We start from the raw sequence: 20,689 nt of genomic DNA on the forward strand, positions 1-20,689 counted from the left end.
GAAATCCTGCAGGTGGGCTTCGATTCAGAACTGTGCGCCATCAGGGACTCGAACCCCGAACCCGCTGGTTAAGAGCCTGGGCGTGTCGGACGGTGTCGAGTGATGCCGAACAAGACCTTTTCGTCTGGTCGTGGCGCATCCGCGATGTCGGGGTGTGTCGCCTGGTGTCGGACTGTTTCGGATCTCTCGGGCTCGTCTCGGGTTCGCAAATGCCGGGTTCTGTCGCTTGGTCCAGGCGCCTTGGATGGCCGCGTTGCCGGGTGGTGTGGATGATGGAGGTGACGGACCGGCGCGATTCGGTGTGTCGGCTGTGAGCACGATGGTGGGGACCGTGGTCGGGCTGATGCTCCTCTTCGCGTTCGCGTTCGCGTTCGCGTTCTGGCTCGATGTCTCGGTGTGGATCGCGCCCGCGGTGGACTCTACGGTCCTGGCGTTGCTGGTGGCGATTCGCCGCCTGTCGGCGCACGGAGCGGCTCCTGAGGTCAGCGCTCGGCGCGGCGGGTCCTCGTTCTCTTGAGCGCGGTGGCGCTGGCGTTGCACGTAGCCGAGCCTCTGATCGCGAGAGAAATCAGCAAGGCATCTGTATTGATGCGGTGAGCCGTTGTTGCTGATCGACTAGGCGGGGTTGGAGCGTCGAAACACGACTGAACACGATTCATTCCTAGTGGCAGCGATCACGGATCGCCGGTCGCGTGGAAACCGAGGACAGATCAGCTACCATGTCTTCGGCTGGCGGACCGTTGATTTGTGGACTCCCGCGCGGATCAAGTGGTTTGCGTCGATGGTGGTGGGGGGTCCTCGTCGGTTCCTGGTTGTTCGACCCGGAGCGTTTCCATGATCTCGTCGACCATCTCCTCGGTCAGCGTGCCGGACGGAGCCGACCAGGTGCGCCGTTGACCATTCACCAGGACGGCCACGTCGACGTTCTGCTCGCCCTTCCGGAGGCGTAGGCGATCGAGGATGCTTCGTACACCCTTCACACCCGCCGTCACGGCGACCAATGCCGAAGCGACGTCCTTGGCGACGATCGCCACCTGGACGAGCTCATGCAAGTCCAGCGACCTGGCGTCGCTGACGACTGGCGCAATTAGTCCATCGGCCTCCAGCTCTACGACCATCCAGCTTGGAATCCTCACCAGCGTTCTGGAGGCATGGGCGTTACTCACTCGTTGACCTCCCACAGGCAAACGGAGATGAAAAAAGGGTGATGGAAAGCATGTCCTGCCGCTGTCTTGGAGTGTACTCGGAGGCCGAACCCGCCCACCGTTGCCATCGTCCGAACTTCTCCTCTGGACAAGGTGCGTTCAACACATCGATTGCCATCTGGGTGATCTCGGACCAGGGGGACTGCTCGCTGACCGGGTGCAGTGTCGAGATGACATGAGTCGCGCCGCCCGCAAGGACACCGGCAGCCAGGCTCGTCGAGTCATGGACGGATGCACTGACGCCGGAGTCGCAGGACAGGAAGATCATGCGCTCCGGAAGCCCAATTCCGTCCTCGTCGGCCGCGAGAGAGGTTAGAATCTGGGTGACGGTCAGTCTCTCAGCCACCTCCGGGCTGAACAAGTCAGGTTCGAGTACTAAGGCCGCCGATCCCGGTTCTCCCTGCACGCCGGCATCGGAGTGTCCCTGATAGAGGAAGATCCCGTTGGACAGCGCACAGCGACGCATTAGGTCCACGGTCATGGGACCGTTTGCCGGTGCGGTGGTGCCGTCAGTGTTCCCCCGAACGACGGCGGCAGTTGTCGGCACGCTGCGGGCTTCGGGGAGGTCACCCAGCGGGTCGCACACTACGAATACGTCTGGGGACCGGCGATCGCGTCGAGGGTGATGGCTTGCGGCAATGTCGCTACAGTACACAACGTCGAAGGCGTCACAGACCCTCACGGTGCCGGCGTCGGTCGTCGACGCCCAGTGGCCCACATTCAGCGGAGGGGTCTGTGGATCGGTCGAGACGTAGAGCGTTGCCCGCTGCTCCGCGGCGATGAGTTGGGCCGCCGCCGACCAGAACAGGTTCGGCAGGGTCGAACCCAGGGACTGTGCAAGGCTGTCCTGCGCGTCCTGTCCGGAATTAGTCGACGCGGGCAGGATTCCGAAACCTGCGCCGAAGACGTTGGGCGCCATAATCCATGCGCTAGCGTGGGTGTTCGACTCGGACTCGAACATTGTGCCGAGCCATGCCTGGGGCTTATCTTCCCGGGCGAGCAGTTCTGATGCCTCGACCCGCGAGGCGGCGTCGTTCTTCATGCCGAAATCGGCAGCCACAGTGGTCTGGCCAAGCCAGCAGCGGCCGCGCCACGTGATCTGCCGACGGCTCGGCAGTGAACTTGCACTGGCCGTCACCTCAGTGAAAAACTCCGGGTAATACCAGGAACTCCGGATGTTTAGTAAGTACTCGGCCAACAGCGCGCAGTCCTCGAGCTTAACGAGAGTCCATTCGGCGAGATTCTGGAACAGCTGAAATCCATGGTCATACAGGGAGAATCGATCGCGGGACGACATAATCTTCTCAAGCTGACTCAGGGCCCATGTCCCTTCGGAAACAGCTGCGAGGCAGCAAGCCAGAAGACTCAGCGTCGAATAATCAGCGTCGACGTCAAGTGACCAACCGTCGAATTGGCGGTCGGCGATCAGTCGCAGTGAGTTCGCCAGGTTCAGGTTCGCGGTCGCCAGGTTCTCCAGGGACTTGCCCTGGATCGCCAGGCCGTGCGCATGGACGCTCCAGCGGAGCGACTCGAATGGCTCTCCGGCCTGATGGTGCTCCACCGCGAGGTTGTTCGAGAAAGTAAACCTGATCTCAGGGTCGTGCAGCGTTATTCTGCCGTCCAGATATGCGGCCGACAGATCCTGGAGCAGACGGACGCGGTCAACCGGGTGCTCCTCGCGGCTCCACTCGGCAGTGTTCAGCGTCCAGAGCAACTGCTGCTGGACGTCCGCGGACACTTGTTCATCGAGTTCCAGAGCTAGAGGCGTCTTGGGTGCTCGTAGTTGCAGCAATGCGACCTTAAGAAGTTTAGCCTTCATACCGGAGATGTAAGCGCGGATGTCCTCACGTCCATGGTTGGACGAGGCTGCGTCCACGAACAGCACTCCCGTCAAGGCCACTGTCCCGGCTATCAGCGCACTGAGGGGAACGGTCTCCGCAAGCTGCCGTTCCACTTCTGGTGTCTCCTCGTCGGGGGCGCTCTCGCACCAGGATGTGATCTCGGTAACGGCTGCTTCGACGATGTCGTCGAAATTTGGGTGGAGTACGGCGGAGCGCACCAACCGCAATGAGGTGCCCTGATCTCCATTCTCACGTGTGACGAGACCCTCTACGACGTCGCATAGAAGACCGAGGTCCTGAAATGGGTTTTCCAGATGAAGCACCTTCCTGAGCGTCTCGATCGTCCAAGGTGACTGCAGTAGTGCGGCTCCGAGTCGATCAATCCTGCGCCGCGCCGATACGACCAGTTCCGCGCATGCGGCGGGATTGACGAGATGATGTTTGTGGGCCACCGAGATCTCGTCGAGAGCCCACACTGCCCCGAGGATTTCGAGTTCCTCTCCCGCCGCCTCGATCTCTTGGCTGTGGCGCAGGGCTTCGAGGTCATCCGCCAATTCCGACACGGTATCGTCCACGTCTCGGACCGCTGCGCCACCCGGATCATGCGGGGTCTTGGCTGCATATGCCGGAACGGCCTCGTCCTCAGGGACGAGCCCTTCAAACTGCGGGAACTGGATGATCCAGCGGAGCGGATCTGAGCTCCAGAAGTCCAGATACTGATAGATGATATCGTACATCAGCTGGATGATTTCCGCTGGGAATATATCAAATTCCGGCGAGGTCGGAGGAAGAGGAGGGCGAACTTTGCCGACGATAAAACCAACCATGATAATGAATTTGGCTTGCTGCCAGAATTGAGCTTCAGTGGGGTCGGAGCGTAGCAGCGTGCTGAAGTTGCGGACGGCGCGCTCCGCGGCGGCGTACTGGTCGATGTACTCGGCGTTGCCCTGGAACTCTCGAAGACTATCGAACGAAAGTTCGACGCCGCTGGTAACTTTTTTGATGATGTCGAGCCATAGGTCGTCGTAGTCCCGGTTGGGCTTGCTGAGGCGAGCCGTGAGCGACGCCAGTCCGGCTAAGCCCGTGATGACCACGAGTTGCGCAGACTCCAGGTCTAGCGCGAGGTCGAAGAGGATAGACCCGAATCCCTGCATGGTCTTCCCGCCGTCATACACCTGCGGGTCGTCGCCGGCGAGCAGCGCCTGCACGAAGAGGTCGATTGCCTCCAGTTGAGTGTGACGGTCACGTGTCTGGTAGTACTCGTCACGCTTCATGCGGCCGAGTCCGGCCAGTAAGCCGCTGGTGCCCAGTTTCTCTTCGGCGACTTGCCAGGGGCCGTTACGTGCGATCGATTCGATTACGTCGGCGTGCTCGGCGAGGAAGTGGGCGGAGGTCGAGTCGGAATCCAGCAGCGCTTGGCCTTCACGGAGTCGACCTGCCAGGTCGATCAGGTCAGCAGCTGGCGCGTCGCCGAGTGCGTTGATGGTTTCGAACCACGACTCCATCTTGAGAACGACGCGTTCGGACTCGGTGAGCCTGCGGCGTGCCCAATCGCTGTCAAGAAGTGCCAGCATGAGCCTGCTCGTGGTCTGCGGCGGCGGAGATGGCGTCGCCAGCGGCGCGTGCTTGAGATTGAACACCGACGCCCATAGTTCCAGACCAACGAAAACCCGTGATCGGAGTTGCGGCCACAACGCCGCCTGCGCTCAGGTCGGAACACGTATCATTGTGTCGGCCTCTAGCGGCGCCACCTTTGGATCCGCCTGCGCAGCCTCCTGTTAGCACGCCAGCAGTACATCCCCCTGCAGGGCGAGCTTGGTATCGGCTGCGGGTTGCATCAGAGGGTGAACGGTCAGGAGTTGACAGGTTAGGGAGAGCAGGTTGCCGCAGAAGTCCATCGTAACGTCGTTGTCGCTGGCCGCGTCGCGGTAGGCGAGTGTAGGCGAGCCCGTGCTGGAGGGCTAGTGTCCGGTCACGCAGCAGCGTTTGTTCTCCGGCGGCCTGCCGTCCCATGCCGTGCACGCACACGATCGTCCTCACGACGCCTCCCAACGTGAACGCGCACGAGTCCACGAGTGCGCCATGGCTAGTGATCGCACGTCGCACTGCACCCGTTCCAGCGCAGCCGGTTGACCACCCGAATGGCCCAACGGTGCGGTGTAGCGATCGACACTGGGCCATCGACGGGCAGTGGTCGCCGATAACGACCCGGGCAATGTCTTCGCGCTCGCACTCCGTTTGGGGTCCGGTGTAGGTCGCGCCTGCGGTGGACCTGACGGTTGTAGCGCTGCTAGTGGCGATCCGCCGCCTTACGGCGCATGGCGCAGCCTCGAGGTTCAGCGCTCGGCTTGGCGGCTCCTTGTTCTCGCGAGCGCGGTGACGCTGGCGCTGAACGTGGCAGAGCCCCTGATTGCTGGCGAGATCGGCAAGGCGCTGTTCGACGCGGTAGGGCCGTTGTTGCTGATCGGCTGGTCCGAGGTCGGGCCGGGCTTGCTTCAGGCGCTCGCTGACCTTCGGAAGGATGTTCAACCCCCTGCCGTCGTTACGCCGATGAACTCGGCGCAGGAAGGCTCGTCGGATAGATCGATTGTGACTCCAGCAGGGCTCGAAGACGGCCTGGTTGGGCGTGTGAAGCCGATGGATGCTCAGCATCGGGAGTTACACCAGCGGCCGATCTCCGCTGAAGCGCTTCGTAAAGCTCTGGGTGTGGGGGCCGAGCGCTCTCGCGCTCTGACACGTCTGGTGCGTGCGGAATGGCGCGGATCGTCGAAGGTAGATGAAGAGTCGGTTGCCTAGACCGAACCGTTCTGCGGCTCTTTCTGTTCTTTCACCTGCCTGAGCATGGCGATAGTTGCATCCTGTGGGTCGCGAACATCTTTCGACAGGGCGTGGAGAACTGAATCCTGGTCACCACCCACCTCGCCCGCGATGTCGTAGGCGAGTTCGGCCTCGATCCACTCGGGATAAGATTGAAATCCGCGCCCGGTGAGGACCGACGAACGGTCGAAGATGAGCCACTTGTAGCCAACGTCGTGTTGCTCGTGGGGTCGCAAGCGAGCTACGCTCGCAGGGTGAAGCGGGACGTCCTTCATCGTGTGCTCCATCTTCAGCCGGACGCGCAGGGTCGTAGCCAGGTGGCCCGGGCAGTTGTAGTAACAGAGCCTTCATGTAGGCGTCGTTTTTCGTCAGGTGCTTTAGATGGACAGCCTCAAGGTGCAGTTCGAGCAGCCTCGCTAGTAGGGTCGCCCGGCCGCGGGCAGCAGTGTCGAGTTTGTCCTGCTCGGCTCTCTGATCGACTCTTCGCCATCCCATGGTGGCGATCCACAGGGCGATGCTCGACGCGAGAAGGGAGCCAATGAGGCCCAGGCAGTTGGTCATTGCAGGAACCTAAACCTAGCCACCGACAAATTACGCTGGATGTGAAGCCTGCCCGTCTTGTAGCGACTTCTTGGTAGGGGCTGACATGTCGTCGTTCCTCACCTGCGCGTGGGAGATACGCGATACTCCGCAGCATGAAGTTCGGAAAGCTTGACGTGCGCTACCTCGGTGCGGTTGTTGCGCTGGCGTTCACCTTGCTGATCATCATGAGCGTGGTGCTGAAGCAAGGCGCCGACTGGTGGTCCGCATGGGGCCAGTGGGTCGGAGGCGTCGGCTCGATTATCGCCGCAGGAGTCGCAGTGTGGATTGCTCGGCACGGCTGGGCGCTTGCCCAGGAGGAAGCGCGCGAGCGCGAGGCATCCAAGTTTGCCGTCTGGGTATCTTCGGATGGAAGCCTGACGCCAGCCGTACACGTTGTAAATACCACAGCGCTACCGGTGTACGACGTAGTAGCAAAACAAGCCTTAAGGGCTTGCACTACACGTTCAATCTTGGAACCGTGTCACCAACAGAAAGGACTGGTATCCAGGTTGACAAGCTGGGACAACGACTCGCTGATCCGGTTCGACTGACCGTGTTCGAGCGGACCGGGCAAGACAACTACTACGACACTGATGCTAGCGGCAGCCAGAATGTAACCAGGGCCGCGATTTCCGAATCTCTCGATGTTATCCGACACATCGAGTTGACCTTCACTTTCCGGCAGGGCAAGCACCGCTGGCGCGCTGCGCACGACGGCACGCTGAATCAGTTCTGAGGATCGCGATCAACCGGCCACATATGCGAGGGCTCTGTTCCGGCGTGAGCACGTGAGTGAGTCACGTTGACTAACAGTTCGATCACAAAAGTGTCGGGTTATTCCGATCGTGATCAGCGCAAGCGAAACAGTCGGCCGAAGCGGGACGACGTACCGGCATGACTAGGAACACGGAATTACCTGATGATGGTCAGGACCTGCGGCGCCTCCGTGCAGTAGCGTCGGCGGTGGGCGTCACGGACAAGCGGATCTGGCGTGACGCTCTGGCCGAGTGTGTCCGCAATGACCAGCCGTGGGTCTTCATCGCCGAAGCGTTCGGGCTCAGGAGGGAGGAGGTGCGAGAACGCTTCCGTCCGGTCCGGGGCATCTATGTTGAACAGTTGTCTCAGAATGAGTGGCACGTGCTCAGCCGTGATCGGATCATCATTGTGTTGCCTGGCTCTGGACGCGGGCAGATGCCTTACGTCGAGAGCCCGTACACGTTCGTACGATTCGCGGCCCGGGAGCGGCTGGAGTTGCGGGACTAAAGGACGCAACGCCGTTAGACCAAGCGGTAGTGACTAACTGTCGGCCTTGTCTACAGGGTGCTGGTCTTGGTGGGCCGTGGTATTCCCCCAGGCGAGCTGTGATCCGGTGACGGGGCCGTTGATGACCGGTCCGTGGTGGATGGTCGTGGTGAAAGTACCGTTGGAGTGCTGGTCACCGTCGAAGAGGACATCCCTGCCAGCAGGGGTGATGTCGGGCCAGAGCACGCCGTCGACTTCGTGATCGACCGTGGCGGAGGTGATGTAACCGAGGCCGTAGAGGTGTTTGGCTTCGCGTTTGAGCTGTGCCTGGGTGAAGGCGGTTCCCTCGAAGTGGGCTTGGTTACTCGCGAGGAACTCGTCCCAGTTCGGGGTCTGGGGGTGTTCTTCGAGCCACTGGAGCATGCGATGCCGCAGCGTCAGTGCGCGGCGCTTCGGCCGCTCGCTGATCAGCTGTTGCGCTCGGCGGGTCCCCGATCCGGTTAACCTGCAGAACGTGTCACCGAAGGTGTAGGCCGGATCGACGAGACCGCGGTTCTCCAGGTCTTGCACCAGCTGAAAGGACTCCTCGTCGTCGAGTCCGCGCTCGGCGAGGAAGTCGTTGACGTCGCCTGGGCCCGTCTCGTTAAGGCGGATAATCAACGCGTCGCAGTGTTCGTCGAAGGAGGTCGTCATCGTGTTCTCCGGCGTGTCGCTGGTAGTCAGTTGATTCCGGTCAATCCGGCGATCGCCACTTTCGCCCAGTCCTCGGCGCCGGCGGCGAGACCGGTGACCAGCCCATCGCGGATCGGTAACAGAACGCCGCGCAGCATGTTGATCGCGCGGCGTAGCTTCCCCGGTTCAGGTGCCTCGACGCCGGTGATTTCCTTGAGTACGTCGTTGGCTGCCTCGGCGGCGTCGAGGCGGTCCTGCTCGCCCAGGCCGACTTGCGGCAGCTGCTCCAGCAGGTCGGTGACCAGCTTGGCCAGCGACTCGTAGCCAGGTGCGACAGTGCTGGTGTTAGTGGCGTTCTGCTGATTCTGGGTCACAGTCTCGTTGTTCCACGCGATCTGCGCGCCGGAGACATCACCGTGGAACACCGGACCATAGTTGTTCACGGTCGAACTGGAGCTACCGGAGCCCAGAGGAGGCAGCTCCGGCATGTCGGTTTCGACCGGGATCCGGATCGGCCCCTGCTTGTCGAACTCGCGCTGGAGGTCCTTCGTGAACTTCGCGATGGCGCGCTTGTCGATCGAGCTCCCGCCCATGCTGACTCCTTCTCGCTGAACGTCTAGCTCGGAACTGTACGCGTGACCACCGACAGAACACCGTCCACAATGTCGTCAACCTGGGCGACGTTCGATGATCCTGTTGCGTTTCGCGATGTGGTGACGATATCTCCGTGAACACACCTGATGGAGGCAGAGCGATGACCACCGACTTCGACGAACACCGCAACGCCCTGCTTCTCCGTCTGCATGAGTCAGACCTCCAAGACATCAACGGTTTCCTCGCCGAGCGAGGCCTCCACGACGACAAGGCAGTAGACCTGGTCAAGGACCTGGAACAAGACGACCTGGTCAAGCCGCTATTCGGGTCAGGCGGGATCGCAACCTGCCACCTGACCGGCCGCGGTGAGCAGCAGGCCCAGTTACTCATCAAAGAACGACCGGCCCGGCGACTCAGTGTGTTACGTCAGCGGATGCTCCTGTGGCTGGAGAGCCATCGCGACATCTTGGATTGGACATCGTTCCTCTACAGCGACCAAGCCAGGTATGCCGACGGCGACTTCACCTGGGACGACATTGCTCACGAAGCCACCTACTTGTCGAACAAGAGACTCATCAGCGCTTTCGCCGGTGATCAGCAGCCCGACGGCACACTCAAGCCGCGTCTCACCTCGGCCGGCCGCGATTGTGTACTCGACCATGACGGCGATGTCCGGAGTTACCTCGCTGGCGGCCGTGCCTCGGACGGAGCACCCACCACCAACTACTTCGCTCCGGTGATCCACGGAGCGGTGTCCAACTCGCAGTTCGCCAGCGGTAACGCCCAGGTCACCCAGAACCAGCAGAACACGATCGCAAAGGCCCCGAGCAGTACCAGGAGTTAACGAGGATCGTTGCTCAGCTGCTGGAACAGCTCCCCGCCCAGTGTGGTGTTGACGATGAGAACCGGCAGGATGTCGAAGCTGCCGCCCTCGATGTCCTTGCCGAAGTCACTGAGTCGGCGGATCCGCAACCTGGAAAGGTGCGCCGCGCGACCAAAGCTCTTTCCGGCATGCTGCTTCACCTTGGCCAAGCTGCCGCCGCAGGAGCGGCCGCCGGGACGCAGTCCGGCGTGCAGGACTGGGCACAGGACGCCATGAACGCTCTGTCCAACGTGACCTTCTGATCGCAAGCCGCGGCGCTGTGCCACGTTCATGGCACGGATTGACCCCGCGCTTGGCGCGCGCTGACCTGCCCAGCGACTTGCCGGTGTGTCGGTCCTTCCAGGTCACCTGGGGCTCACCGCCGCGAAGTACACGGCGAGGGCCGTCATGGCGACCCCGCCACCCACGAGCGCAGCGGCCGCAACCGACTTTCCCGACAATTTAGCGAGGATCCCGCGGCCAACGCGAGGAGGAAGGCGAGGGACAGGGCCAGGACACTGGCGGAGTTCCTCGGCCTTGAATGCCCGCAACCGTTCGACCGCGAAACCGGCGACCGAATCACGAAGCTGCTGCGCAAAGGCGCCTGAAATCGGTCGTCAGCCCCGTAAACTGCCGGCCGATAACAAGAAAGCGCTCGCTCCAAACACCGAGGAGGTCGATTATCTGGCGACGACGCGTAGGTGCTTTCGGTCCAGACGGGAGGTCTTCCTGGTACTGGCCGCGGTGCCGAAGGTGAGGGTCCGGGCTAGCCCAAAGACGTGCCGGTTGAACTCTTCGTTGGTGAGCTTGACGCTGTCGATGATGCTTTGACACCGGGCTCCGTCGTGCGGAGGTGCGCGAACACCTTCTCCAAAACCTGAGAGGACTCCGGCACCAGGTCGCTGCCCGGTTCGCTCCTGCGATACCCGCGCTTCGCCAGATCGACGCAGGCACTTCGGTAACCCCACTCGGTGAGTAGGCCAAGCTGGATTGGACGCGATGGAGCCGTAGCGACCGCGTTCACCGCGGCGCCCGTATCGGGGTCAACTACATCGAGAAAGGCAAGATTGCTCGGCCGCTGCCTCGGCAGCCGGACTACCCTGAGGCACACGCCTTTCGGACAGCTGGCAACCACAGCAAGCTGTATCTGGAGGAAGACTCGCTCGACACCCTTACCGGGATTGTGGACTCCATCAACGTCGCGGTCGTTGGCACTCTCATCGCCTGCGAAGAACTCTGGACCTATCGGAGAAATCACCCGGGCCACATCGTTCAACCGCCACGCCAGTGGCCAAGCAAACCCCCACGCGATGTCTCATTCAACGGCTATCGTCCAGGCTCGGCGACGTTGCCCAAAGACTCTGTCGCCCTCGTCTCTCCGGATACAGGTACCCGCTTTCAGGCGAGTCGGATGCTGAACAGCCAGACCCCGGCCGGGTGAATTCTCGCCGCCGTTCCGTGCTCGGTGCGAGAGCGTCCCAGCCGCGTTGGATTGTGCACCTGGCAAGGCTTGACCTGCAATGGCCAAGCCTTGCCAAGCCCAGTCTGCTCTGGAGGTTGCTAGTGAACTTTCGCTTCCGGTTCGGGGAGGTCGGTGTAGCGTTTTGTGACTACGAACGACGTTCCGGCCAGCTTTCGACCGACGGGTGTAGCAGCCCATGCGCGAAGCTGCTCTGGCTGTCCGTCGCTGAGGTTCAGCAGTTCGACGAGTTGGGAAGCATCAGGCGGAACCGGCATCGTACAGCGGAGGACCGTTTCGCCTGAGGCAGAGCTTGGTTCTTCCTCATCGTCGTCAGCCGGATCCAGCTCCCACCAGCCTAGTTCTACGGTCCAGCCGGTGCGGTCGAGCTCGCTGTTGGGGAGCGGTGCGAGCACGTCGAGGAAGAATCGGTCCGGTCCGTAGGGGTCAGGATCGTCAGAGATGTTGAGGTCGTCCAGTATGAGCCGTGCCTCGCGGTTGCTGCACTGCTCGTAGGCATCGATCAGCAAGCGCATGCCATCCACCCCCTCCGCGAGCTCGACCTCTGTCGCGCCGAGCTCAAGGCGATCAAGGCGGTCACGATCAGACTCGCTCAACCCTTCGAAACCGCCACCGAACAGGACAAAAGGCAGATCTGAATCCCACTCCCGCCGACTGCTGCTCGAGGGAGGCTCGATGCCCTCCGTGTACTCGGCTAGCGCATCGCGGAGATCCCGCGCTTCCTTCTCCAGCTCGGCTGTGATCGCGGTCTGGACAGGAGCAGGCACGCTGGCTGTCGAGCGGTCGAGATCGGTCAGTGCCTGATGGAGGAGTAGCTTGACGTGCTCGTACCACAAGCTGTGCGTACCGACTAGCAGGGTTGAGCGGGCGTCCCGGTCAGTCAGCGCCGCGAGGTGCTCGTTGGGATAGAGCTCGAAGCCACCGTGTCGGCGATCTGAGCAGCACAGGGGCACAGTGGCGCAGGCGGAAATCCGGTTGAGCGCAGAAACGATCTTCGTTGCTGTTGCCTCGTCGTCGACGCTGGTGACAGTCGACGACTGCACGCCTATGGGGCCGCGAAAGGTAGCGAGAATCTGAACTTTCCCGCGGTTTGGATGCTGGGAGTAGATCGTCATTGGTGTCGCCTTTCGGTCGACAGCCCATGTGCGGGACGTCGACGCTCGCTGAGGAACGCTGGAAAAGGTGGTGGCGAAGGCGCGAACCGACGCTCCATGCCTTGAAAGGATGTGGTGGTGGCTCAGGTCCGATCCCGAGCTCCTTGCCTAGCGAGAACCGTACCCGAGGTGTTCTGTGCAGGGCAACCGCTCGGGCCAGCACCGCCGGTCAAGGGTGCGAACATGTGTGTTCTACTGTGGCGGCGGGTCGCATGGCCGATCGCGCCGTGCGGGTGAGGAGTGCGCCGGCCCCTGCAGGTCGAGGCCGAACGTCGCCGGAACAACGCGGATGCCCGCGACCTGACGGACCGGCTTAATGCCTTCTACGCCGCCTGACACAGAGAGGTACCGGCGTTCTCATTGACGGCGTTCGGAAACGATCGTTTCCGAACATCGATCTCAGCCGGCTTGGCCCTCTTCGCCGCCGCCGAGGGAGGTACGCGCGGCCGCCGGCGTGTTCTACAAGCAGGGACGTCATCGATCAGGTCCGATGCGGAGACGATGCGTGCCAGACCAGGGGCAACGGGAGGAACAAGGCCAGAAACTTGCCAAGTTCCCGCCGAGACCGGCCTCTCAGAGCGATCGTCATGATCAGAAGAGCAGGTGATCATGCCATCGGTGTCCTCTGGGAGCCTGCTGGCCTCCTCGGAAGGTTTGGTTGGACCTTGATGGTCCACTCGTGGACCATCAGACGCATGGTTTCCCATGGTCCGCAGGTCAGGCTACCCGCAGACCCGTCTACGAAGAACCCGAGGACATCAGCGGTGTCACTGAGGTCGACGTTGATACCCCTCCAGAATGTCTTTGCGGGACGTTCCGGGGTCGCTACCCGGCCTTAAGTGTGTGGCGAGGATGCGTTGAGGCGTAAGACGGACCTCTCGTTCTTGCTGAGCTTCATCGTCGAGTTCGTCACCGTCGATGACATGGTTTGTTCGCCGCGCTTGACGAGCAGCCGGGTGCCTCCGTGCCTGGGGGCTAAAGGGCGGTGGATCCCGGGCCGGTCACGCAGTTGGAGTGTGCCTGGTAGTTGGAAGGGGAACGCAGGCAGGCGCAGATCACGTCCAGCACCGGATGGCGGATGAGTTCTTGCGGACGTGCGAGGGTAGGACGGCCGGACGTACGCCTATCTGCTGGTGGATCACTTGCGGTGGCTGGAGTTCGAAGGGCTGACCGCGGAGTCAGCAGATAATGCGGGATCTGCAGCGGTACATGGGCGGGCGGCTGCTCGGTGCAGTTCATCTGCTGTCCGTGTGGGACCGTTGACCGTGGAACGGCCCGGGAGCGGATTCTCCGGAGCCCGCGTTGCGGGCACCGGATGCGCGTCTGCTGCTGGCTTACTGTGCGTTCGTGAGCGAGATGGTTCCCCTCGATTCTGAACGCGGGGTGTCGCAGCTCGCCAGACATCCTCACGAGCACGCCGGCAGGTGCGGGCTCGGCCAGCATGACGGTTCCTTCCAGCCTGACCAGCCAAGTCGAGCGCGTTGGCTGGAGCAGCCAGCCAACGGGATGGAGATCGACGATACGGTTTTGGCGGTCACTCGTCCGTTGGCTTCTTAGCGAGCTCTTTTGCTTGTTGTGCGAGGTCCGCCCTGCCGTAATGGGTGAAGAAGAATGGTAGCATCTGCAGGAACATCTCTTTCTGAGCTGGTTCGGTGATGGGTGCGACGAACTGCCGCACCAAGTCGATGAGCTGGTCGATTATGGTGTCGCCGGTGGAAGGTTCCGGTCGTACGGCCGCGATCTTGTTCAGGATAGTTATCAAATGATCGGCGTCGATTGAGTTCGTGAGCACTGTTTGGCCGTGATGGCGCAGTAGCCACGCCAGACCTGTGTCCTGCCTTCCGAGAAGGTCCCGCAATGACTTCGTTTGCAGGGTTAGGCTTTCGGCGCGTTGCCAGGCGAGCCGAGAGGCCTCCTCATGATCGGCGAGCGCTCTGCGGGCTTCTTCGTCCAGTGTGATCTGAACATCCTCGAGTTCGACAGTGAGACAGTGCTGCTCGGAATTGAAGCCGTCTCTCGTGTGCAACCGGACGGCATCGGCCGCTGCGTTGAGGTCGTGCGGGGACTCCTCTTCGAGCGCTGCCTTTACGTCCTTCCGGACGATTGCGCGGACGAGCACTTCTTGTTGTGGCGCAGTGGTGCGATTCCATCGCACGACCATGGTCGCGCTGAACCTGACAGTGGGCAAGTTGCTGTCCAGCCGCGCGGTGAACTGGAGCCGGTCGCGCCCGCCGGGACGGCTGCGCCACGACCTCACTGCCAACTTTTCGCCATTATCTCGGTGACGAGTTGACGGTGGACGTCGTCGGTGCCTTCCGATAGAAACGCCTTGGCCACCTCGTTGTCGTTGACGCTGGCGCGCAAAACCTCGGCGAGTACGGTCTTGGTCGGCTCGGGTGGCAACGCACCGGACGGTACCGCGGTCAACCACCGCCGGATCAACTTCGCGGTTTCCCGGCGCACAACGTTTGCTTCGAACAGGATTTCCCAGCCGGCGCGGACAGCGTCGAGCACCTCCGGTTTGTGTTCGGCCAGTTCGAGCAGCGCCAGCGAGGTCTCGCCGTCTTCGGGGTCGAGCAGATTCAGCATGGCACGGGCGCTCGCGTTCGGCGCTTCCTTACGCCACGCCAGTGCCGTGCGCAGGAGGGCCAGGCCCTGCTCGGCGGACGTGCAGAGGTTGCGCAGCGCTCGGCGGGCTGGGGCGTGGACGTCTTCCGATGCCGGTCCGTCCAACAGCCACTTCAGCCGCACCAGTGTTTCGTTGGGGTAATCGACGGCGAACCGGCCCGCGCACATTTCTGCGACGACCGCCGCTTCGTGTGTGGAGGTCGTCGTCGTGGTGCGCTTGTGGTAGTTGTAGGCCGCGTCCCGGGTTGTCCTCCGTATCTCGGTGCCAATGGGGCCGTCACCGGCCAGCCGGGTCAGCAGGGCGGCTGCCAGCCGCCGGTTCTCCATGTCCTTCTCAGCCCACTTGAGGAAGGTGGGGACGAGCTCGGCGCCTGGGTGCGTTTCGGCTAGCACAGCCAGCCGTTCGCCGATCGCAGGCAGATGTTCCTTGGCGACGCCGTCAGAGCCGGTGATCGTCTGAATCCAGGCAAGAAGCGCAGGTACGAGCTGCGGCCGTTGGCGCCACAGGTACGGTAGGACGGCGGTGCTGATCCCGCGGCGCGTGACGTCGAGAGATATTCGGTCCAAGGCAGCTTCGTTCGCGTGGCCTGTGATGGCGCGCAGCCTGGTCTCGAGATCGTCTTCGAGCAGGAGTTGTTCGACCGTCGGCTGCAGGCGATTCGCGCCTAGCAGCGTCATGGCTGTTTTCCAGACGACGTCCGGCGGGGCGCCGTCCACCACTGCGGCGGCGATGAATAACGCGACGTCGTCGGCCTTTCTGTTCTGGCCGTTGAACTTGGCCGTCAGGTACCCGCTCCAGCGCCGGAACTCGTCAGCGACGTTGGTGAGGACTTTGTCTTTGTCCTTGTCGCTCTCCGGTTCGGGCGCGTGCGCGATCGCCTGCGCGAGGCTCACCGCATCCCGTGGTGAGGAATCCGCAGTGAGCAGTGTGTCCAGTGGCTCGCGATCCATCCAGTCCGCACGTGTTTCGTGGTCGAGCAACTGCAGGTGCGCCTTGACCACGTCGGTAGGCGAAGGACGGGTCACCCGCGCGACTTGCTGGTGCAGCGAACTCGCGCACTGCCTACGGGCGTCGTCGGTCATCGTCACCACGAGGCGGATCTTCGCGCGTGCCTGGTCATCGACGAACGACCGCAAGTCCTCGCCGAAGTCTTCGGGCAGGGCCTCCACTGGTGTCTCGCCGAGATCGAGGAGGTACGTGCCCGGCAGCGCAGGGAGCATCCCGACATCGGGTTTCTCCCAGTCCTTACGCAACTCGCGTACACCCGCAGGGCTGAAGTCAGCGAGCTTGGTGTTCGAGTCGTGTTGTGAGAGCAGCCGCAGGGCCGTTGTGCGCTTGCCGACCCGGGGCGGACCGGTGATGATCACCAGACGCGATGCGTGCCAGGTCTTCACGACCTCGGCCCACTCGGTTGCCGCGATGGGCGCGTAGCAGGTTTCCGCCTGCTGCAATTCCGGCTGCAGGCCCTGGAAGCCGAGCGCTTTCCCGAGCAGGATCGTGAGGTCGCGGCCCGCCGCGTAAATGGAGCTGTGCGCGCCGCCGCTCGCGTTGACCATGGTGCCTGGCGCTTCTGGGAAGGCGGGCAGGTCCTCGTATGAGGCAGTCATCGCTGGACACCACCCTTGATGTTGGTATTCCGCCCAGACGCGATGACGATCGAGTTGTCCCCGGCGGTGGCGGACACGGACCTGGGCTTGGTGGCCTCCTCATCCTCGTCCGGCGCGAAGTCGGCAACGATCTGCTGTAGCTCTTCCGCGGCTTCGGGGTGGTCCTCGAGGAAGACCAGCAGGCGTCGCTGCCAACTCGTGGTGAGCCGCTCGGCGACGTTGTGCTGCTCGTCGTCGGAGGCCGCTTCGAGCTGTTTGCTCATCTCGTCGAGCCTGCGCTCTTCCACCGTCGGTTCCTCGGTGGAGTTCCCCCGGGTGAACAGCTGCACAAGGCGGTCGCGCAACGCCGTCGCCGCGCCAGTCAGGAAGCCTTTCACCACCACCTGAGCTGCTTGCTCGGTCAAGGCGCGCAAGTCGAAGTTCGGATCCACGCTTGCTTCCTCTCATCTCTGGACCGCGGTCGTGACGGACAGGAGGCAGGCGGTGATCGAGTAGATACATGGCGTCACACTAATGGGCGAATGGCGGAGGCTATCGCTGCCACCACGAGGCCGAGCGCGGCACCTGATGCTGGGGGCCTAGTCGTCGGGGTTGTCCAACTCCAGCGTCCAGATCCGGCTGGCGACGATCGCTGTCTTCAAGAGTCAGTTTGGCCCTACCTGCTGGTGGCCGTCTGCCGCGTTCAGCCTTGCGGAATCCGACGCTTCACTGGAGAGGACTTCGGATTCTGACAGGACCGGAGTACTGCCGCTGCACCCCGGCGGATTTAAGTGCCCTTCTTCAGGGAACCCGTCTCATCGGCCACCGCGATCCCGCGACGGTCACCGAGATTGTCCAGCACATAGGCGCGGACATCGTCACGAGCCGCGTCGACGTCCCACCGGTAGAAGTTCAGCAGCCGCTGCATGCCGTCCGGGGTCAGGTCACCAGTCTGCTCGGCCAGCGTCCACGAGTTCTTCCGCTCCGCACCTGAGAGCAACCCCATCACATACATCCGGGCACGGCGCCGCGAGTCCGCCTGCGCGAAACGCCCCGCCACCAGTGCGAACGCGTCGTCGAACCCAGCCCGCCACCGAGCGAGACGATCATCTACGACAGTCTACGACGCGGCCACCGCATCGTCTTCGAGATCCAACACACCTTGAAGTCGATCACGCGGTGGCCGTCTTCATGCTTCCGACACGCGGCCAGATCACACACTGCTGCTGTCGTATCAGCACCGGACGTCCCTCAGTGGGTGCGAACGAGGATGAACCCCTCATCGGCGAAAACTACCTCTCTTCTGCGGATCTCTATTGCGAGCAAGTACGAGTAGATTTCCTGAATCGAAAGCGTTGGGGTTCCGTCGCAGTGCAGTGCTCCGATACAGCACATGTGAGCTATTTCGCGCGCGTTGATTTTTGTCTTGGTGTCGACGTCTGATCTGAAGAAGCCGATGTTGATGGCGTCTATCAGTAATGATTTCAATAATGGCCACGGGGTGGATCCGTTCGTGCCGCTACGATTCTTGACAAGGATTCGGTGACTTGTCGTGTGATTCTCGCCCAAATTATCGATTATTCCGGCAAGTGTTGCTCGAGTTTTCGGAATTGGCTCGGAGAGCATTTGTGCCGCCGTCTCCTCGAATCCCTCGAGGAGCAATCCTGCTCGCAGTTCGTCTTCGACATTGACTGATTCGGAGAGTTGGAAGGCGCGCTTCAGCAGGGTGGTATTCTGCTTGCTTGCGAGTTCGTACTCGGCTTCATACAACTCAGGGTATCTGACAATTCGGTCCGCGACGTCAGTCGTGTCGCACTCGATCTGAACGCGAATCATCTCTTTTGTGATTAGGATAACGTCGAAATCGGAGTTTGTCGGAGTTGCTTCGGTCCGACCTTTTTCATTGGTGCTGTAAAGGGCATTGAGTACCGCCCTGTCGCCCGGTGACCCCAGGGCGAGGTCGAACCGATGGCGGTCCAGTTGCCGGCCGGTCGGTATGTGGTACTGCCAGCCGTCGTTAAGTGCGTTGGTTGCCCACTTGGCGAACTCGGTGCAGTCATTGGATGTTATTCCGGATATCGGCAGGTTGGCGAACCCGACGGGAAACACTCTTTCTGTCCAGTGGTCTGGCGGTTGAGTATCTGTGCTGTCCAGGTATGCCTGATACTGCAGGCACGTGACGGGGCGTGTTGACAGTAGTGCTCCGTCGTCGATCGATATTGCGTCCCGAAAGGTCGCTTCGATGCTGGCCAAGGCAAGGGATCGGCGAGCATCAGGGTCGCTGCGCATCTCTTGGGAATCAAGGAGCGCGAAGACGCGCTCTCGAACTTCGGGACGTACTTCGCGGGCTTCGCTCAAGCAGTCCATGGCCAGGATAATGCCATTCGAGTCCAATTTTGACAGCTTGGCTATACTGTCAAGTACCGGTGTTGCATCGGCTTGGGCCGAGTAGAGCCGAATAACCTCGCTCCACCACGGGTCGGCCAGGGAATTGCACATGTCTACGAGGAGCCCACCATTTCCGGAACTTGTGGGATTCTCCTTGACTTGCACTGCAGCGAGATATTCCTGGAAAGTCTGGTGGCAGAACGAATATACGCCTGATTCGCGTTCGATAACCAGGCCACTCGCTTCCTCGATTTGCTGCAGAAATCGAGTCACGGACGGATCCGCCGAGACTCGGGATACGACATCGCCGATGAGATCTTCCGCAGTCGCGAGCGATACGTCTCGGGTGTGCTCGTTCATCATCTGATAGGCGAGTTCTTGCAGGACGATCTGCCGCTTGGGGCCGTCGAGGCCGGAATCGACCCCGCGTGCCTTGTGGCGCTTTCCCAGGAAGACTTCGCAGACTTCTCGGTACAGTTCGACGCGAGACCCTGGCAGGGCACCGCGATACTCGTGGACGTTTGCCACCATGGTGAGCAGCAGCGGGTTTGTTGTCAGTTCCCTGAGGGCGGGTTTGCGCTTGAGTCTGACAAGGAGATCTTCCGCTCCCTGTCTTGCTATTTCTCGCACGACGTTGTCCTCGTGGCCGTGTCGTCGTATGCAGGTCGCGAGGTACCAGCGCTTGAGAAACTGCTCTAATTGCAGTCCGGTGAATGGTTCGACTTGCAATACGATCGCAAAAGGAAGCGGGTTCTCCTTGTAGCCAAAGGGGCGACTGCTCACCAGAATGACGATCTTCGGATACTTTATTCGCTGATGCTCGACCCAGTCTATTACTGCCCGACGGGCTATGGCACTGCCCAGTTCGTCAAGTCCGTCGAGTATCAAGCAAATTTCACCTTGATGGAGCGCGTTTTCCAGCCAATTTGGTGGTTCGGATATCGGGATGGATGAGAATGTGGTGCGGATAAGTGTTGGTAGGTCGGGCTTGTTTCCGCTGAATTCCTTTTTCAGGTCGCGGAGTTCTAAGACTACCGGGTACTTCGGGAGCCGATCCTTCGATCTTTTGCGTGAGGCCAGGCTTTGTGCCACATGTTTTAGTAGGGTTGTTTTTCCGCTGCCAGGTGGTCCCACGATGGCAAGAGGAACCTTCTCTTCGTTGGCCCGATGAACCCAGGTCCATATGTCTGACGCCTGAGCTGAGTTCTCGGCTGGATGTTGGACGGGGTTGATTCGCATGGAATGAGTGGTGCTCGAATTGAGCTTGAGGTCGACAAAAACCTGCTTGAGGGTGAAGGAGTAGTCGCCGACGGTGCTGAGGCCGCGGGTGTCCATGAATGAATGTGTGGATGAAGCATGTTCGCGAAGTCCTCGTGCGAACTTCGACGTGCGCCGCTGAATGAAGTCGTCAATCTGTTCCGCAACGCGGGCGACCCATCGCTTTTGCAGGTCTTGATACACCGCTCCGAAGAATCCCAGTGTGAGGAGCAGGATTTCGTACATCAAGATGAAGATGATTGTCGCGAGACGGTTGGTGTCCGAGCCGAGAGCCAAAGTCATGATCGGCGGTGCGACTGCGGCGAGTCCGATGAACACCGCCCTGGCTCGCTTGGGAGCCTCGTTGTTTGTCACGCTTC

General features: G+C 61.5%; 17 protein-coding genes and 1 pseudogene. 6 read left to right on the top strand and 12 right to left on the bottom strand.

Annotated elements, in window-relative coordinates:
- Window positions 1–310 precede the first annotated feature (310 nt).
- On the top strand, window positions 311–517 hold the full coding sequence (locus ACZ6DT_RS30310; RefSeq protein WP_465601777.1) for a hypothetical protein: 207 nt from the start codon (window positions 311–313) through the stop codon (window positions 515–517).
- A 247-nt stretch (window positions 518–764) separates the two neighbouring features.
- Here ACZ6DT_RS30310 and ACZ6DT_RS30315 read toward each other — a convergent pair whose 3' ends face one another.
- The gene (locus tag ACZ6DT_RS30315; protein WP_465601779.1) at window positions 765–1,118 is read right to left on the bottom strand and encodes a hypothetical protein; all 354 of its coding nucleotides are present in this window, start codon (window positions 1,116–1,118) and stop codon (window positions 765–767) included.
- Between the two features lie 40 nt (window positions 1,119–1,158).
- Window positions 1,159–4,686 carry a hypothetical protein gene (locus ACZ6DT_RS30320; RefSeq protein ID WP_465601781.1) on the bottom strand — a complete coding sequence of 1,176 codons (3,528 nt, stop codon included), beginning with the start codon at window positions 4,684–4,686 and terminating at the stop codon, window positions 1,159–1,161.
- Between the two features lie 736 nt (window positions 4,687–5,422).
- On the opposite strand from ACZ6DT_RS30320, the gene ACZ6DT_RS30325 reads away from it, so the two are divergent.
- Window positions 5,423–5,842: a hypothetical protein gene (locus ACZ6DT_RS30325; protein WP_465601784.1), complete on the top strand. Its 420-nt coding sequence runs from the start codon at window positions 5,423–5,425 to the stop codon at window positions 5,840–5,842.
- On the opposite strand, the gene ACZ6DT_RS30330 is transcribed toward ACZ6DT_RS30325, so the two are convergent.
- The gene (locus tag ACZ6DT_RS30330) at window positions 5,839–6,138 is read right to left on the bottom strand and encodes a hypothetical protein (protein ID WP_465601787.1); all 300 of its coding nucleotides are present in this window, start codon (window positions 6,136–6,138) and stop codon (window positions 5,839–5,841) included. The genes ACZ6DT_RS30325 and ACZ6DT_RS30330 overlap by 4 nt on opposite strands.
- Window positions 6,139–6,558: 420 nt before the next feature.
- Between ACZ6DT_RS30330 and ACZ6DT_RS30335 the strand changes: the two genes are divergently transcribed.
- The 3 genes from ACZ6DT_RS30335 to ACZ6DT_RS30345 all read left to right on the top strand — a co-directional run bounded on the left by ACZ6DT_RS30335 (window position 6,559) and on the right by ACZ6DT_RS30345 (window position 7,708).
- Window positions 6,559–6,996 carry a hypothetical protein gene (locus tag ACZ6DT_RS30335; protein ID WP_465601790.1) on the top strand — a complete coding sequence of 146 codons (438 nt, stop codon included), beginning with the start codon at window positions 6,559–6,561 and terminating at the stop codon, window positions 6,994–6,996.
- Between the two features lie 2 nt (window positions 6,997–6,998).
- Window positions 6,999–7,181 (top strand): hypothetical protein, encoded by a 183-nt coding sequence (locus ACZ6DT_RS30340; RefSeq protein WP_465601793.1) that lies wholly within the window; start codon window positions 6,999–7,001, stop codon window positions 7,179–7,181.
- A 227-nt stretch (window positions 7,182–7,408) separates the two neighbouring features.
- On the top strand, window positions 7,409–7,708 hold the full coding sequence (locus tag ACZ6DT_RS30345; protein WP_465601796.1) for a hypothetical protein: 300 nt from the start codon (window positions 7,409–7,411) through the stop codon (window positions 7,706–7,708).
- 33 nt (window positions 7,709–7,741) lie between these two features.
- Here the strand turns inward: ACZ6DT_RS30345 and ACZ6DT_RS30350 are convergent, their stop codons facing one another.
- Complete coding sequence (locus ACZ6DT_RS30350) at window positions 7,742–8,380, bottom strand: hypothetical protein (RefSeq protein ID WP_465601799.1); 639 nt, start codon at window positions 8,378–8,380, stop codon at window positions 7,742–7,744.
- A gap of 26 nt (window positions 8,381–8,406) precedes the next feature.
- Window positions 8,407–8,952, bottom strand: a complete 546-nt coding sequence (locus ACZ6DT_RS30355; RefSeq protein ID WP_465601801.1) for a hypothetical protein — start codon at window positions 8,950–8,952, stop codon at window positions 8,407–8,409.
- A 161-nt stretch (window positions 8,953–9,113) separates the two neighbouring features.
- Here ACZ6DT_RS30355 and ACZ6DT_RS30360 point away from each other — a divergent pair, with 161 nt between their 5' ends.
- Window positions 9,114–9,797, top strand: coding sequence for a hypothetical protein (locus ACZ6DT_RS30360; protein WP_465601804.1), 684 nt, complete (start codon window positions 9,114–9,116; stop codon window positions 9,795–9,797).
- Here ACZ6DT_RS30360 and ACZ6DT_RS30365 read toward each other — a convergent pair.
- The 7 genes and pseudogenes from ACZ6DT_RS30365 to ACZ6DT_RS30395 all read right to left on the bottom strand — a co-directional run bounded on the left by ACZ6DT_RS30365 (window position 9,794) and on the right by ACZ6DT_RS30395 (window position 20,684).
- Complete coding sequence (locus tag ACZ6DT_RS30365) at window positions 9,794–10,108, bottom strand: hypothetical protein (protein ID WP_465601806.1); 315 nt, start codon at window positions 10,106–10,108, stop codon at window positions 9,794–9,796. The two genes, ACZ6DT_RS30360 and ACZ6DT_RS30365, sit on opposite strands and share 4 nt — an antisense overlap.
- A gap of 1,267 nt (window positions 10,109–11,375) precedes the next feature.
- Complete coding sequence (locus tag ACZ6DT_RS30370; RefSeq protein WP_465601809.1) at window positions 11,376–12,410, bottom strand: hypothetical protein; 1,035 nt, start codon at window positions 12,408–12,410, stop codon at window positions 11,376–11,378.
- A 1,573-nt stretch (window positions 12,411–13,983) separates the two neighbouring features.
- On the bottom strand, window positions 13,984–14,610 hold the full coding sequence (locus ACZ6DT_RS30375) for a hypothetical protein (RefSeq protein ID WP_465601811.1): 627 nt from the start codon (window positions 14,608–14,610) through the stop codon (window positions 13,984–13,986).
- Between the two features lie 92 nt (window positions 14,611–14,702).
- Window positions 14,703–16,685, bottom strand: a complete 1,983-nt coding sequence (locus tag ACZ6DT_RS30380; protein WP_465601814.1) for a hypothetical protein — start codon at window positions 16,683–16,685, stop codon at window positions 14,703–14,705.
- Window positions 16,682–17,116 carry a hypothetical protein gene (locus tag ACZ6DT_RS30385; RefSeq protein ID WP_465601817.1) on the bottom strand — a complete coding sequence of 145 codons (435 nt, stop codon included), beginning with the start codon at window positions 17,114–17,116 and terminating at the stop codon, window positions 16,682–16,684. The genes ACZ6DT_RS30380 and ACZ6DT_RS30385 overlap by 4 nt, the downstream gene beginning before the upstream one ends.
- A 304-nt stretch (window positions 17,117–17,420) precedes the next feature.
- Window positions 17,421–17,727: pseudogene (locus tag ACZ6DT_RS30390) on the bottom strand (transposase); the annotation flags it as partial.
- Between the two features lie 188 nt (window positions 17,728–17,915).
- Window positions 17,916–20,684 carry an NACHT domain-containing protein gene (locus tag ACZ6DT_RS30395; protein ID WP_465601819.1) on the bottom strand — a complete coding sequence of 923 codons (2,769 nt, stop codon included), beginning with the start codon at window positions 20,682–20,684 and terminating at the stop codon, window positions 17,916–17,918.
- Window positions 20,685–20,689: the final 5 nt, after the last annotated feature.

Source organism: Amycolatopsis sp. NPDC041971 (assembly GCF_055588925.1).

Coding starts and splice junctions, on each gene's coding strand:
- ACZ6DT_RS30315 (WP_465601779.1), bottom strand. CDS start 1,118: ATGGTCGTAGAGCTGGAGGCCGATGGACTAATTGCGCCAGTCGTCAGC.
- ACZ6DT_RS30330 (WP_465601787.1), bottom strand. CDS start 6,138: ATGAAGGACGTCCCGCTTCACCCTGCGAGCGTAGCTCGCTTGCGACCC.
- ACZ6DT_RS30335 (WP_465601790.1), top strand. CDS start 6,559: ATGAAGTTCGGAAAGCTTGACGTGCGCTACCTCGGTGCGGTTGTTGCG.
- ACZ6DT_RS30350 (WP_465601799.1), bottom strand. CDS start 8,380: ATGACGACCTCCTTCGACGAACACTGCGACGCGTTGATTATCCGCCTT.
- ACZ6DT_RS30355 (WP_465601801.1), bottom strand. CDS start 8,952: ATGGGCGGGAGCTCGATCGACAAGCGCGCCATCGCGAAGTTCACGAAG.
- ACZ6DT_RS30360 (WP_465601804.1), top strand. CDS start 9,114: ATGACCACCGACTTCGACGAACACCGCAACGCCCTGCTTCTCCGTCTG.
- ACZ6DT_RS30365 (WP_465601806.1), bottom strand. CDS start 10,108: ATGAACGTGGCACAGCGCCGCGGCTTGCGATCAGAAGGTCACGTTGGA.
- ACZ6DT_RS30370 (WP_465601809.1), bottom strand. CDS start 12,410: ATGACGATCTACTCCCAGCATCCAAACCGCGGGAAAGTTCAGATTCTC.
- ACZ6DT_RS30375 (WP_465601811.1), bottom strand. CDS start 14,610: ATGGTCGTGCGATGGAATCGCACCACTGCGCCACAACAAGAAGTGCTC.
- ACZ6DT_RS30380 (WP_465601814.1), bottom strand. CDS start 16,685: ATGACTGCCTCATACGAGGACCTGCCCGCCTTCCCAGAAGCGCCAGGC.